Origin of the sequence: Roseburia lenta, from assembly GCF_014287435.1 — a bacterium.
Classification (GTDB): Bacteria; Bacillota; Clostridia; order Lachnospirales; family Lachnospiraceae; genus Pararoseburia; species Pararoseburia lenta.
Genome location: NZ_JACOPG010000005.1, coordinates 118,406 through 132,821, shown reverse-complemented (window position 1 = coordinate 132,821; position 14,416 = coordinate 118,406). Strand labels below are relative to the sequence as shown.

General features: G+C 37.0%; 18 protein-coding genes. 4 read left to right on the top strand and 14 right to left on the bottom strand.

The window, feature by feature from the left end; genetic code table 11:
• A partial coding sequence (locus tag H8R94_RS12015) for a helix-turn-helix domain-containing protein (RefSeq protein ID WP_186854756.1) occupies positions 1–374 on the bottom strand: 374 nt, incomplete at its 3' end.
• A 171-nt stretch (positions 375–545) separates the two neighbouring features.
• Between H8R94_RS12015 and H8R94_RS12010 the strand changes: the two genes are divergently transcribed.
• From H8R94_RS12010 to H8R94_RS11995, 4 genes are all read left to right on the top strand, one after another.
• Positions 546–776, top strand: coding sequence for a helix-turn-helix domain-containing protein (locus tag H8R94_RS12010; protein ID WP_004843519.1), 231 nt, complete (start codon positions 546–548; stop codon positions 774–776).
• Between the two features lie 140 nt (positions 777–916).
• Positions 917–1,231, top strand: a complete 315-nt coding sequence (locus tag H8R94_RS12005) for a hypothetical protein (RefSeq protein ID WP_005337289.1) — start codon at positions 917–919, stop codon at positions 1,229–1,231.
• 327 nt (positions 1,232–1,558) lie between these two features.
• Entirely contained in the window at positions 1,559–3,280 is a 1,722-nt protein-coding gene (locus H8R94_RS12000) for a MobA/MobL family protein (protein ID WP_186854755.1), read from the top strand.
• Entirely contained in the window at positions 3,219–3,965 is a 747-nt protein-coding gene (locus H8R94_RS11995) for a DUF6040 family protein (RefSeq protein ID WP_117715294.1), read from the top strand. Before H8R94_RS12000 ends, H8R94_RS11995 begins: the two co-directional genes overlap by 62 nt.
• 377 nt (positions 3,966–4,342) lie before the next feature.
• Here the strand turns inward: H8R94_RS11995 and H8R94_RS11990 are convergent, their stop codons facing one another.
• The 13 genes from H8R94_RS11990 to H8R94_RS11930 form a co-directional block, all read right to left on the bottom strand.
• Positions 4,343–4,858 carry an immunoglobulin-like domain-containing protein gene (locus tag H8R94_RS11990; protein ID WP_008400157.1) on the bottom strand — a complete coding sequence of 172 codons (516 nt, stop codon included), beginning with the start codon at positions 4,856–4,858 and terminating at the stop codon, positions 4,343–4,345.
• Between the two features lie 56 nt (positions 4,859–4,914).
• The gene (locus H8R94_RS11985) at positions 4,915–6,237 is read right to left on the bottom strand and encodes a HAMP domain-containing sensor histidine kinase (RefSeq protein ID WP_055156874.1); all 1,323 of its coding nucleotides are present in this window, start codon (positions 6,235–6,237) and stop codon (positions 4,915–4,917) included.
• Complete coding sequence (locus H8R94_RS11980) at positions 6,225–6,899, bottom strand: response regulator transcription factor (protein ID WP_044944580.1); 675 nt, start codon at positions 6,897–6,899, stop codon at positions 6,225–6,227. Before H8R94_RS11980 ends, H8R94_RS11985 begins: the two co-directional genes overlap by 13 nt.
• A gap of 464 nt (positions 6,900–7,363) precedes the next feature.
• Positions 7,364–7,600, bottom strand: a complete 237-nt coding sequence (locus H8R94_RS11975) for a DUF6061 family protein (RefSeq protein ID WP_008400163.1) — start codon at positions 7,598–7,600, stop codon at positions 7,364–7,366.
• A gap of 298 nt (positions 7,601–7,898) precedes the next feature.
• Entirely contained in the window at positions 7,899–8,303 is a 405-nt protein-coding gene (locus H8R94_RS11970; RefSeq protein WP_186854754.1) for an LptM family lipoprotein, read from the bottom strand.
• Between the two features lie 138 nt (positions 8,304–8,441).
• Positions 8,442–9,389: an ORF6N domain-containing protein gene (locus H8R94_RS11965; protein WP_186854753.1), complete on the bottom strand. Its 948-nt coding sequence runs from the start codon at positions 9,387–9,389 to the stop codon at positions 8,442–8,444.
• 53 nt (positions 9,390–9,442) lie between these two features.
• Positions 9,443–9,640, bottom strand: a complete 198-nt coding sequence (locus H8R94_RS11960; RefSeq protein ID WP_118282284.1) for a helix-turn-helix domain-containing protein — start codon at positions 9,638–9,640, stop codon at positions 9,443–9,445.
• A gap of 98 nt (positions 9,641–9,738) precedes the next feature.
• Positions 9,739–9,966 (bottom strand): hypothetical protein, encoded by a 228-nt coding sequence (locus tag H8R94_RS11955; RefSeq protein ID WP_118282287.1) that lies wholly within the window; start codon positions 9,964–9,966, stop codon positions 9,739–9,741.
• A gap of 221 nt (positions 9,967–10,187) precedes the next feature.
• A complete protein-coding gene (locus H8R94_RS11950; protein WP_186854752.1) occupies positions 10,188–10,904 on the bottom strand; it encodes a M15 family metallopeptidase in 717 nt (238 codons plus the stop codon).
• Complete coding sequence (locus H8R94_RS11945) at positions 10,905–12,128, bottom strand: ABC transporter permease (protein WP_186854751.1); 1,224 nt, start codon at positions 12,126–12,128, stop codon at positions 10,905–10,907.
• Entirely contained in the window at positions 12,125–13,003 is an 879-nt protein-coding gene (locus H8R94_RS11940) for an ABC transporter ATP-binding protein (protein ID WP_118282292.1), read from the bottom strand. Before H8R94_RS11940 ends, H8R94_RS11945 begins: the two co-directional genes overlap by 4 nt.
• Entirely contained in the window at positions 12,984–13,754 is a 771-nt protein-coding gene (locus H8R94_RS11935; RefSeq protein ID WP_186854750.1) for a hypothetical protein, read from the bottom strand. The genes H8R94_RS11940 and H8R94_RS11935 overlap by 20 nt, the downstream gene beginning before the upstream one ends.
• On the bottom strand, positions 13,723–14,277 hold the full coding sequence (locus H8R94_RS11930; RefSeq protein ID WP_243238512.1) for an RNA polymerase sigma factor: 555 nt from the start codon (positions 14,275–14,277) through the stop codon (positions 13,723–13,725). Before H8R94_RS11930 ends, H8R94_RS11935 begins: the two co-directional genes overlap by 32 nt.
• Between the last annotated feature and the right edge of the window lie 139 nt (positions 14,278–14,416).

Here is a 14,416-nt window from a genome sequence, read left to right as displayed (position 1 = left end):
AACAGACCATATTGTTTTAACATCAGCAGTAATAAATCTTTTGAAAAAGCATCTTCTTCTTTGGTAAGGGCAAGCGGTAACTGTTCCAGAATATCTCCCATCGCATCACGAATCTGTAATTCTCTCTTATCCGTAATGTCGGTTTCATATTCATCTGTTTCCCCTTTGAGCCATTCCACGGATACATGGAGTGCTTCCGAAAGACCTTCCAGCACCATTTTTTTCGTATTGTCAATCGAACCATTCTCATAACGCAGGATTGTAGAAGCGGTAACACCCATCTTTTCTGCGACATAAGGCTGTGTCAGATTCAATTCCAGACGGCGCTGTTTTATTCTGCTGCCTATCAGCTTGCGTAGTTCTTTATCTTTCATGCTGACTGCCTCCTTTTTCGGTATGTATGAATTATAGCATTGTTTTTCTGAAATTGCAATATGCAATATAATATTTACTTTTAATATTTCGTAACGCTTGACAAAAAGATATGAAAAGGATATACTTACATCACAAGAATTGCATAATGCAATTTATAAGGAGGTGATTATATGACGCAAAGAAAAATTGCATTATCCATCGAAGAAGCTGCTGACTATACGGGAATCGGCAGAAACACCTTAAGACAGCTTGTAGAATGGAAGAAACTTCCAGTATTAAAGGTTGGTCGCAAAGTCCTGATTAAAACCGATATTCTGGAAATGTTTATGGAAGCGAATGAAGGTCGTGATTTGAGGGATAGAGGAAATGTAAAAGCCGTAACAAGAACTGCGGCAAATTAAAAAGGCGGCTTCCAAAGAAACCGCCAAAGGTTCTATCAGACCGAAGCCATGATATACCTACACGCAAGAAGATTATACCATGTGCTTCTTCTGATACGCAACCAAGAACTTATGTTTGCAAGAGAAAGGAGAATGTAATAATGGCAAAATCAACAAAAAGTTATGAAGAACGAATGCTTGAAATGGAAAAGAAAGAGCAGGAAAGCCTTGAAAAGGCGAAAAGATATGCAGCACAGAAGAAAGAACTTCTGAAGCGAAAGAAAGCCGAAGAAAGTAAAAAACGAACCCATAGGCTCTGTCAGGTTGGCGGTGCGGTGGAATCCGTTCTTGGTTCGCCTATTGAGGAAGAAGACATCCCAAAGCTGATTGGTTTTCTGAAAAAGCAGGAAGCCAACGGGAAATTTTTCTCAAAGGCAATGCAGAAAGAAACAAATACCGATATGGAGGAAGTGTAATGGCGGAGGGGATGAGGTTTTCATTCCCTTCATTGCTTTTTTATGAAGGGCGCACTTATGGACAACCAGAGGTCGTCCCAATAAGTTTGCCACAAGTGGCAACCGGTCTGCGCTCACGCTTGCCGGGCTCGTTCCGTCGGCGGGGCTTTCAGCCAGACCTGCTCATGCCGCAGGAGGCACTCTTCGCCAGAGGGGCGCATTCCATGCAGGCTGCTATGCGCAGGGCACTCTTACGCAGAGGGCGTTCCGGCAATGCTGCTTTTCCTAAAACCGAAAGCAATGTTGCCGGAAATCTATGCCGGATGTGCAGAAAGGAGGCCTCCAGACATGGCGATTTTTCATTATACACTCAAAATAGTCGGACGTAGTAAAGGGAAATCTGTTATCTCCGCTTCCGCATATCTCAATGGGGATGTGATGAAAAATAAGGAAACCGGGCGAATCAGTTATTACACTTCTAAAAAAGAAGTGGTCTACACCAGTCTGATGATGTGCGAAAACGCACCTCCTGAATGGCAGATAGTACCAGAGGAAAATATAAAACGCTTTCAGAAATCTGTCCGATACAAAAAGTCAGCAGATAAAGAAGCTGCTTTAGAAAAATTTAAAATCACATTTCAGAAACAGAGGTTATGGAATGAGGTATTGAAGATTGAAAAAAGTGCGGATGCCCAATTTGGCAGGTCATTTGAATTTGCCCTTCCCAAAGAATGGAACAGACAGGAACAAATTCAATATACAACTGACTATATCCAAAAAACTTTTGTAGATAGAGGAATGTGCGCTGATTGGAGTATCCACGATAAAGGGGATGGCAACCCCCATGTCCATCTGCTTCTGACTATGCGTCCTTTTAACCCGGATCATTCTTGGGGAAAGAAAGAAGTCAAGGATTGGGATTTTGTCAGAGATAAAAACGGAAATATCGTGATTGATGAATCCCATCCGAACTGGTGGCAGGATAAGAAAAACCCTGACCGTCATGGAATCCGTATCCCTGTATTAGACGAAAACGGAATTCAGAAGATTGGTGCAAGAAACCGCCTGCAATGGAAACGGGTGCTGACCGATGCTACTGGATGGAACAATCCAAAAAATTGTGAACTATGGCGGAGTGAGTGGGCAAAGGTGTGTAATGAACATCTTTCTTTGCATAATCAGGTCGATCACCGTTCTTATGAAAAACAGGGAAAACTCCAGATTCCTACCATCCATGAAGGTGCTGACGCAAGAAAGATTGAACAAAAGTTTCTTGTCGGGCAGGAAATAAAAGGTTCGTGGAAAGTAGCGGAAAATCAAATCATAAAACAACAAAACACGTTATTGCAAAAGATACTGGACACCTTTGGAAAAGTATCGGGTGCATTATCATTATGGAAGGAGCGATTAAATGACATTAGAAGAAAGCCGGGAAATTATACCCTTAATGGAGTCCATGATTGGGCAAATCGAAGAACAGCAGACCTTAATGACAGAAATGATTCTGGAAATGCAGAACCGGGACACCCAACTCTCTCTTATGCAGGAACAGAATCAGAAATTGCAAAAATTAAACAGCGAGTTATCCGAGCTGCTCAACATTTTGCCAAATACCGAGGAACTGCTTTCCAAGATGGAAGAACAGAAAACGAAGATAGAACTTTTGGAAAACGAAAATCAGCAATGGCAGAAATTGGCACAGAATCTGAACAGCGAAAACAGTTTATTGCTGAAACAGAACACCGAATTGCTGAACTGGAACAGCAAATAAGGAAAGGACGTGATATAGATGAACGAATCCAGAGAATCAAAGAACGCCGAACAGTTGGAAGAACTTCTGCTCTTGACCGAGGAGATACAAGAAGAACTGGAACAGAAAGACCAGCTTATCGTGGAACTGAAGACGCAGCTCAGCGAATCTCTGACCTTGAACGAGAAATTAAACAAAGAGAACAGAGCCGGGAATATTCAAGCATTAAAGAACGACTTGAAGCTGGCAGACAGAGCATTGCAGATCGAGAAAGAGAAGCTGCGAAGCGCAAACGTCACGATAGGGGAATGTCAAGATAAAATACGATGCTTAACACAACAACGGGATTATGCCCGGATACATCAGAAAATCGTAGAGATACCGGTAGAAAAGCCGGTGCTCTATGAAAAATGTGAAGCCTGTGACCGGACAGCCTATCAGAATGAAAAAGCGAAATACGAAACACAAAAAGAGCGACTTGCAGGACAGTATAAAGCAAAAACGGTAATATTCCAAACAACCTTGTTCCTTCTTGCATGGTATTCGCTGACAACCACTCTTTTTCAGGCAGTACAGTCAGATGTGTTCCTTTCCGATTGTAAATCATTCTTCCATGATGCAGCGTCATTCATACAAACTTTTATCGGATGGACGATTGCTGCCGGACATTCTGCGGCACAGATTAGTACCAAAATTCCAAATGCGTTTATAGCCGGAATCATATATTGGTTATTGCTGATATTGGTTGTCGGAATATGCGTAGCAGGAACAGGGATACTGGTGATACTGATAGAAATAAAGGTTATAGAATTATATAAGAAAAACTGTTGGGATTTTATTACTCTACTGATGATACTGACAAGTGCTGCTGTCATCATTTATTTTGGAGAATCCATCAAAAAAACACTGTCAGTAAATCTTCTATTGCTTTTTGTACTTTCGCAAGGAGTATATGTTGGACTTAGATGTTATTTGAAAAATCAGTTAAATACCAAGCTATATTGATCAAAATATGATAAAAAACGTATAAAAGCAGGGGATAAAAACACACATCGTCCCCTGCTATTATATTATCCTTTTCCAATTTCTAGTAGGATATGCCTGTTTCATTATGCTTTTTTAAAAGCCTTAGTTTGAATGCTTTACTGTATTTCTTCCTAGACATAAATATGCTCCACATGGTACATAAAAAAGGACATGGCAATACCTCCTTGATACCACCGTATCCTTGAAAAAGGGCGACTTTAACACACCCTCCGTATTCTCATTTTTACAAAAGAAAACGGCGGTTTTGATTGTTATTTCAAAACCGCCGTTAAAATGGCATGAGAACTTTCTACTTCATAAGCGGTTTTTTTTCATGCTTATGAAGTAGAGAATTTTTACCTTATCGTAAATTCGCAAGATAAATTATATGTATCGTAATCCCAATCTCTTTCACTTTCAAAGAACGCAAATTGTTTAATCAAACGATAGTGTCCAGCAGGCAATTCTCCATAAAAACTTTTAACATCAATTTCTAATGTTAATCGTTCGTTAGGCTTAATAAAGCAATCCTTTTCATTGCTCTTTGAGGGGTCATCAAGCTGTTTAAGTTGATACCAAGTGCCGGATTGTTCAGCTTCTATTTCAAAATAATCTGGTGAATATTGGTATTCTTTATCAGAAGTATTTTCTATTAGAAATGAAAGGTGCTTTAAGTCTAAATCCTTTTCTGTACTCATTGAAATCTTCAAATCGCCCAAAGTGTCAAGCGCTTCTTCACTTCCATAAGGAGAAACCTCATATTCTTCGGAATAATCTTGTACTACATGATTATCACTGTCCTTTGCTTGACTACACCCAACAATACACACCAATAACAATAAGGTTAGAAACATACATATTATTTTTTTCATTTGTCCTTATCTCCTTTCTTTTAAATTTATAATAGCAATAAAATGTCTATTTTCAATCAACTTTCATTGCAATTTATTTTCACTGTAACACATGCTCCCCCTGCTTTATTATTAGCAATTTGGATATTTCCGCCATGTCTTTCACTTAAAATCTTACTAATATTCAGCCCTAACCCCAAATGTTCAGTAGCTATATCTTTCGATGATTTATAAAATGGTAATGTCGCCTTTTCAATATCAATATTTTTAAACCCGCAACCATCGTCTGAAACAGATATAACTAAATTATCATTCTCTATTACTACGCTAATAGCAATATCACTTTTTGCGTATCTAATACTATTAGAGAGTAAGTTTTCATAAATCTGCATGACTGTATCTAAATTGATAAACAAGGTTATATTATTACCGCTTGTAGTAATTGAAAAATGTTTGTCATAACAAAGTGCTTCTGCTGTGTTATTAAAATTATCAATAAGTGAATGAAATGTAATCTGTTGTCGTGGAATATCAATATCCTCTAACCTGTATAAGTTCGTCATAGCATTTACATATTTTTCAAGACGTGAAATATTTTTTGACATTACTGATATTTCATCTAATATTTCTTGTTGTGATACTAAGCCTTTGGGAATAAAGGAAAGCAGCATAGTAGCATGACCCTTTAGTAAAGTCAAAGGAGTGCGTAAGTCATGCGAAAAAGCAGCATTTAGACGGCGCTGTTCAGCAAATTGTCGAAACATAGTTTCATTATTTTTCGACAAACAGTCTTTCATTTTTTCAAAGGCATGACAAAGTTTCCCCATTTCATCATTTAATGGATATGATAACGTAAAATCTAAGTCATTTGCTTCAATTTTATGATACGCATTAGTTAATAGCTTAATAGGTTTCGATAATTTTTTTTTATAAAAAAATGTTACACAACATATCATACTAATAGATAATACGATAGGAATAATTGCAATATTTAATGAACCTAAAGCACTGTCAATAAGCCTATCCCGGTTTGTAAAATTAGGTAAAACTTCGATATATGAAACATGGTTCGGATAGACATATTCGTGTACTGGGCGTTCTTTTTGATAATCAACATTGAACTTGCATATCTCGTTTCCTTTCGTGTCAAATATTGTGTATTTTGTTTGGTCATTACTATAAGTGGCGGTAAATGAGCCATTTTCCGGTATATCATACCTCGTTGACAGATTTTCATACTTATAGTTTAAATTTATTCTGTATCTGTCAACCATTGAAATTAAAAGTATACAAATAATTATTCCAATCAACAACGAAAACAAAGCATAAAGAACAAAGGTCATTCTAATACTCATGCTATTTAACCGATTGAACAATCTGCTTCTCTTTAATTTTTCCATCTATATCCGCACCCCCAAACAGTTTCAATGTAAGGTCTATCGCCTAAAGATAAAAATTTTGCCCTAATACGTCTGATATGTTCTGTAACAACTGTATTATCACCAATGCCGTCTAATCCCCAAACTTTTTCATAAATAGTTTCCCGGTCAAAAACAATTCCTTTGTTTTGCGAAAGGAAAGATATTATATCAAATTCCTTTTTGGTAAAAGCCATATCCTTATTATGATAAAACACAATACGTGAGGAATAATCTATAACCATATCTTCATCAAATTGCACCTTTGAAGATATATTGTGTCTTTTTTCTCTGCGAAGATGTGCTGCAATGCGAGCTTCTAATTCATCAACAGAAAATGGTTTTATTACATAGTCGTCTGCGCCAATAGAAAATCCTTTTATTTTATCACTATCTTCAATGCGTGCTGTTAAAAAAATTATAGGGCATGAAACATAATCCCGTATCCTTTCGCAAACAGTAAATCCATCTATATCTGGCATATTGACATCTAACAAAATAATGTCAGGTTTTTTTTCTACTTCTTTTAATGCAGCATTTCCTGCTGTTGCAGTATATACCGTATATCCAAGTTTGCTGAAATAGCAATACAGCATTGATACAATTTCTTTTTCATCGTCTACAATTAAAATACTCTGCGCCATAAATATGCCTCCATTGTGAATATCTGATTTAAGATTATCAAACAAAAATCTATTTCTAATCAATTTCTTTAATTTTCGATGTCATTAGTTATTATATATGGCAATATGAGTTGTAGCAACTTTACTCTACATGTTTTATGCTCTATTACTATCCACACTATGATGTGTGTAATCATATCCCGAAAGCCATACCAAACAAAGCAGTCTATGGCAGATTTAGAAATAAGTCCTATGATTATTGAAAAATAAGAAAATATAAAAATTAGAGTGAAGTAATTATATTACAAAAATGAAAAACGGGAGATACACAGATATTGTGCTATCTCCCATATTGTTTTTAGTGTCATATCAAGGCTCATTTATTAGTGGTAAAATTAGCGTTTTTCTATATTTCTCAAAATGCTTGAAAGTAAAGTGTTCATATGGATAATCGAAAATCAGATATAAACTTTTGTTTAAATTGCCTATAATTCAAGTGAATCTTCTGCATCCACCCACATCTGTAAATTGCCATCAAGATATAATCTTGCATATTCCAAAGGCTCATCCACAGCCAATGAAGTAAGCGCACATTCTGATCCATATGTGGTTTTTAAATTTTTTTCAGCTTCCCAACAATTAATGCGAAGCATATATCCGGCACTTGTGTAAACATCAATACTATCGTGGTTTATGTTGTATTCTGCATAAATTGTTCTCATTGTATCTTATCTCCATTTTTTAATAATCATTTACAGAGTTAAATATCGAAAACATTTCATTCAGTTCACCATGTCGTTATTGTTATATGTTATACTATGTACGAATTTTTCTTTCCCTTAATTTTTCCCATATTAAGGTTCATGAAAACCAATGAGAGAATATAATACAAGGGAAAGAGTAAGGGAAAGTTCACTTGCTACAAACTTAGTATTTTCAAGGGTTTGTGAGGAATTTGATAATCAAATATAACAGTTATTAAATTTCCTAAAATAAGTGAAATATCAACTTGAATTTGACTTAATATCCATGGTCAACATGCTGCCACTTTCCGCCATCTGTTCTAACTAAAATCCACTTCCAATCACTGTATGTACTATTTGGATTCAAAGAACCGTTTCCACCAGATGAATCAACATCGAATGAAGATAATAAAACAATGACTTCATCTGCATTGTTTCTGTCTGCCCAATCTTTATGATCTTTCGTGCAGTCATCTCCGGCATAGTAAATTTCTGTGAGAGTGCATCCTTTCCAGTCACTCTTAAACTCCTTTTTTATTGTGTCAATAGCGGCTTTAATATCCTCTTCTGAATAGTTCTCTGATTCAACATTATGAGTTTTTACTTCACTGACATCTCCACCACAAGCACTCAAACCAAATAAAAGCATAATACATAGCATTGTACATACGATTTTCTTCATACAAGACCTCCTTAAATTCCGACTTTCCTAACTTAAGATTCCATTTTGGAACCTCAAGTTATAATTCAACTTTATTTGATGTCACATTTTGTGACCTCAAGTTTAAACATATCGAATTCGCCCTGTTTAAACATGCTCCTATTGTTCCGTCAATTCTGCTCTTTGAATTACATCCCTTATCACACCAATGTCTTCCATTCGATTGATTGCAAAACACTTCTTCCCTGCATCCTTTATCGAAGCCCCGATATGATATCCTTCCTTCTCATCCAGAATTAGGAATCTATCATGAAATGCCGTACTTCTTTTCACTTCCAATGTTGGATATTGTGCATTGAAATTTGTGATATCCTGATTCGTAATCCTTGCATTCGGATATGTATAGGCCAGAACAGATACCTGATCTTTTTTCTTTGCCAGGATATTTAATGTCACAACATCTATGTAGCCATCAATCAAGATAATACTTTGTTCTGCCCTTGCTATAAGCTCTGTCAATAAATTAAATGCATCAAATATCTGTCCATCATAAAATACTTTTTGATTTGATTCCTCATGGTCTGCTATATAGGCAAATACCTGCTCAAATCGTTCATCCGTTCTTTGCTCGAATGCATGTCTCTGCAAATCTGACTCTATTTGTCTTGCTTCTAAATGATTTACCTTGTCAATCAGCAGAGAATTATTTGCAAGATATTTTCTCATTTCAACATATGTTTCCATTATTCTGATACTAACTTTGATGGCAATTTCACTTCTTAGAACCGCAGAAAGCATCGCAATACCTTGTTCAGTAAATACATATGGCATATATCTTCTGCCGCCACGTTCTTCTATCATTTCATCTGGCTTTGAGGTCGCAAATTGCGACCTCAAAAATTCAAACTCCTCATTTGTCAATTGAAATCTAAAACTTTCTGGAAATCTTAATATATTTCTTTTCACAGCCTCATTCAAACGTTTTGTTTCAACTTGATACAACATAGCCAAGTCACTATCCAGCATCACCTGTTTCCCGCGAACGTTATATATCAGATTCTGAATCTTAATATCATCAGCTATAACTAATTCCACTTTTTCTTCCATTGTGCATCCTCATCCTTACAATATATTTGATGTCGCAATTTTCGACCTCAAGTCTACTTTTCGTCCTTCTTCATAATCTCGTGCATTCTTACATAATACTCCAGCATCCGAACCACATACTCTGGTGCATTTCTATGACCTAGTTCCCAATCAGTAACCGTCTGATATGGGATTTGATATGTATCGCAAAAATCTCTGCGATTCATACCCGACATTTTTCTTATTTCTTTAATTTTATCTGCACAATCCATCTTGGTACCTCCAAATATATCTCATAACTTCTTTAATCGTATACCTTCACTTATAATATATCAGCATCTCAGAATATATGCAATGCATATATTCTGTTTTACGCCACTTTAACTGCTCCTATATCCATACCTGTACTCAATCTAAAATAGTATATTAATCGTCCATTTGTGTTTTTGCAGAATGGTTCATAACTTATAGCGCTTGCCATCTGTTCCCTATGCTTCTGCAAAATCTGCGGACCATATTTCATTAACATCCTGCTCATTACATCGATGCATCTTTCAAAAGCAACATTGTCTTTATCATCTTCAAAATATCTTGTCATCAAAATCCTCCTGTTTTCCAAATAAAAAAGCCTGTCCTTAGGAAATTCCTAAAACAAGCCACTCATAAAATTACTATAAATGATTACTACTTTTCGATCTTATCCTATCCCATCAACGCAGGAATACTTCCTGCTCTCTAGATAGGATTAGATATTATTATAACCTTACTTTAAACTATTACGCAACGTAGGAGTCAATAGAATATTTAAAATTTTTTATTCTATTTAAGATTTTCCACATATTCTTCCAAGCACAATCCACTCTGATGAATCTCCTCTGCTGCTTCTTTTCCCACATAGCGATAATGCCACGGTTCATTAGCAACTCCTGTAATGCTTGTCTTTCCGGACGGATATCTTTGAATAAATCCGTATTTGTATGAATTCTCCAGTAACCAGTTATAAACATCATCACGAGAACATTTAGAAGTATCTGCATTGATATCTACCGCAAGTCCAAGCTGATGCTCGCTTGTCCCCGGTAATGCTACCCATTCCATTGCTGTTTCCTCTGCCATGTGTTTTGTATAACCTTCACTTCGATATGAGGCTATCTTGTCATCTAAAATCTGTTGCTGCTCCTCTGCTGTTCTGTAACCATCTCTAACAAACGGATATACACCTGCATTTCTCGCATCATCAAACATTTCCTGCAAGTATGGATAGATTCTTGAATCTATTTTCTGACCATTACTCAATTCCATGAGATCCATTTCATAATCATCTGGAATATAATTATCCCGATTTACCAACACCAGTTCCCATCCATACTTATCACTTGCAATGGGATGTTCTTCCTGTTTTATAGTCCCAAAACCTTGTAACTTTTCCGGTAGCCCGACCGCATCATTGGTTACAAATGTATGTCCTACATGAATAAGAAAGAAAAGAACGAACAACAGAGTTATCTTTTTCAGAAAGTTCTTTTTCCTTTTCATCTACTTAATCTCCGTTTTATGATAGACATGATACATAAGCGGAACCATCAAAATACTTAGGATTGGATAAATGACCAGCATGATTGGTATCGAGCCGACAATCTTACCGCCAATATGATATAAATCAAATGTATTGATAATCTCATTGATCTGTAGCAAGCGGTCTGGGAACACACCCAATATTCCCGATAAGAAATCGAAATTTGATACAAACAGTGGTAAAAACAGGATTGCAAAAGGTATTGTAACCGCAACAACTGCTGTATGCGTCTTTGCTGACACAAGCATAGACAGAAACAGGCAAAATACGGTTCCAATATATCCGGCAACTACCGTGAGCAAATACAACTGCATATAGGTGATATTGTAAAAAGATTTCCAATGCCAAAAGCCTGTCTGTATCATGACATTTCCACCTTGCGCTCCAAGACATCCCAATACCACAAGTGAATACAGCGATATTACAATAAAGTAAATAACTGATACCACGATAAATCCTGCCATGATCTTTGCTCTCGTTCCCCTATCCCTTCCGTATTTTGTTGAGAAAAATATGGAATCTGATTTCCAACTAAATTCATTGGAAAAGATACCTGACACCAAGAATGCTGACACAAGCATAATGAGCATAATAATCGTCTGAGCGTAACTCAGTGCTGATTTCCAGCCATCGTAGTCCTCATAGTATAAAGGTGCTTTCATCTCACGGTACTGCTCTATCAAAAATGCTTTCTCGTTTTCATCGAATAAACCATCAGCATCTTCGGAGTTCAACCATTTTTCCAAACTCTTTCCACGGTTCTCATAGATCTGTCCCACTTCTTCTTTCGATAAGGAATCAATACGATAATAATTAAAGTCTCTAAATTCGCAAAATCCCATATTGATCATGTCCTTGATTTCTGAAAACCCTTGTACCTTGGAATCATGCAATAAGTTAGCAGAATCATCTCCAGGGCGAATGGGATATTCTTCACTAATCTTTTTATATTCATCCAGGACCGCTTGTAATGCTGCTTCATCTAAAACACCTTTCCACTTCTGCTTTTCTTCCCGCAGACTCTTTGCTGCTGCGATTCCTGTATGAGATTTGCCCTGCTCATCCAAAAAACTGACATTCGTGATTGCGAAATAGCAGGATATCAAAAGTGAAAATAACAACACGACCAATGATACTTTACTGAGGCTCTTAGAAAAGATTTTCTTAATCTCATATCTAATCATTCCATCTCACCACCCTTTTCACCGAAATAATATAAGAACACATCCTCCAATGTCGGCTCCACCACAGATGCTCCAGCAATCGGTGGCTCACCGGCAATAATACGCAATTCCACCATTCCCCTTTCCGATTTCATATTAGACACCTTAAATTTTTTCATCATCTTCGTTGCATCTGCCTGTGATACTTCACACGCATATACCTTTTCCTGCATAGAAGCAAGTGTCTGATCAAGGTTTCCCTGCTGCATGATTTGTCCATCCTTCATCAGCCAGATTTCATTGGCAATATACTCTACATCTGAAACAATATGCGTCGATAAAATAACAATCCGATCCTCTGAGAGTTCACTAATCAGGTTTCTAAAACGCACCCTTTCCGTCGGATCAAGTCCAGCCGTAGGCTCATCCAAAATAAGAATTTTGGGATTGTTTAGCATTGCCTGTGCAATTCCTGCTCTACGTTTCATTCCACCGGACAGCTTCTTCATCTTCTTATTTGCTGACTTTGTAAGTCCAACCTGTGCAAGCAAGTCCTTTACCCGTTTACCAGCAACCATAGGTCGAATACCCTTTAAACTGGCAATATACAGTAAATAGTCTTTTACTGTGAAATCCGGATAGAATCCGAACTCCTGAGGTAAGTATCCAAGCAAATTTCGATATTCTCCATCCATTTTGAAAATATCCTTTCCATCGCACAGAATCTGTCCGCTTGTCGGTGGCAAAAGGGTACAGATCATTCGCATAAGCGTTGTCTTGCCTGCACCATTCACACCTAAAAGTCCATATACTCCATTCTCTATCGTCAGGTTTAAGTTCTCTACTGCCCGAAAGTCCCCAAACTTTCTTGTAACATTAACCATTTGTAATTTCATATAGATTTCCCTCCATCGTCGAACATAAGCGGTTGCAGTCATGTATTGCCTTATACACAGCACCAATCAGGAAACAGCTTGCTAATCCAAATAAGATACTCCATACAGGAAATGTAATCTTAGCATAAATAAAATCATTCATTGTAACCATCCACCAGATCACACTCCACAAAAAGCAACCGAACATGGATGCTGCCTCATTCAAAGCGCTACTGTTTAACATGGCAAAGCAGATTCCAGCAGCAACGACCATTGGGAACAAAAACTGCACCAAAATATCCATAAACTGCATTCTCATACCCACACAGCAAACGAACATAAATAGCGTTATCATAAATACATCCGCCACTCCTATCAAAAATACTCGTGCGGAATAGATCTGTCTGAGGGAATATAGGCACGCTGCCTCAATCTGTAAGGAATCACTTTCTTTGTTTCTCCAAAATTCCGGAATGATCATAACGATAAAAAGGACAGAGGAAGTTCCCAGTGTTCTCATCAAATATTCGCTATCATCCAGATAATTCATGAGAAAAAATGTCACTATCAGTAATGCTGCCTGCAACATCCACCATCTCTTCCGAATCAGCCGAAATTGAGAAAATAAAAACTCTCCATAGCTCATCGTATGTTCAGACTGAACTTCCATCATAACTTCCTCCGATTTTTGAATCGTTTCCAGAATCTTTTCTTCTCTTGGAATAACTTTTGTTTCCGTTTTATAGTTTTGTATCATCTTTTCCAAATTCATCAGAGTCCTCCTCTCCCAAAAGTTTTTTTAATTCTTCTTTTGCCCTTTTATGTCGGTACTTAACCAGCGGCAAGCCAATTTGTAAGATATCAGCTACCTCTTTTAGCTTACAGTCTCCAAAATAAATTAACAGTATCACTTCTCTTAACTCTGGGGCTAACCTGCCAAGTGCCTGTTCCACATCCATTCGTTTTTCTTTCCTATGAATACCGCCATCCGAAACCAGCTCTCTTTCCAATATTTCCTGCTCTACACTCTCTGCCTTCCATTTCTTTGCGTAGTTCTTACATAAATTACCTGCTATCACATACAGATAATTCTTTGCTTTCCCAATATGCTGATAAGATGCAATATTTTCCATAAATCGAAGGAAGGTTTCCTGTGTGAGATCTTCTGCTTCTGCCTGATCCAAACAATGATATCTGCAATAGGATAGAATTTCTGCATAATATTTCCGTACAAATTTATCAAAAGCCTTTTCGCTGCCCTGTTTCATTTGTAGGATTAAAAGAAAATCATTCAAGTTACCCTCCTTTCCCATTTCAGTAATGTATAAACGTTTATTCCATTCTAATATGTATAACAACTGACTACACAAAAAAGATAGTCTATGGTTTAGATTTCTCAAAAAAAGACACCAACCCTCTATGGTTGATGTCCTA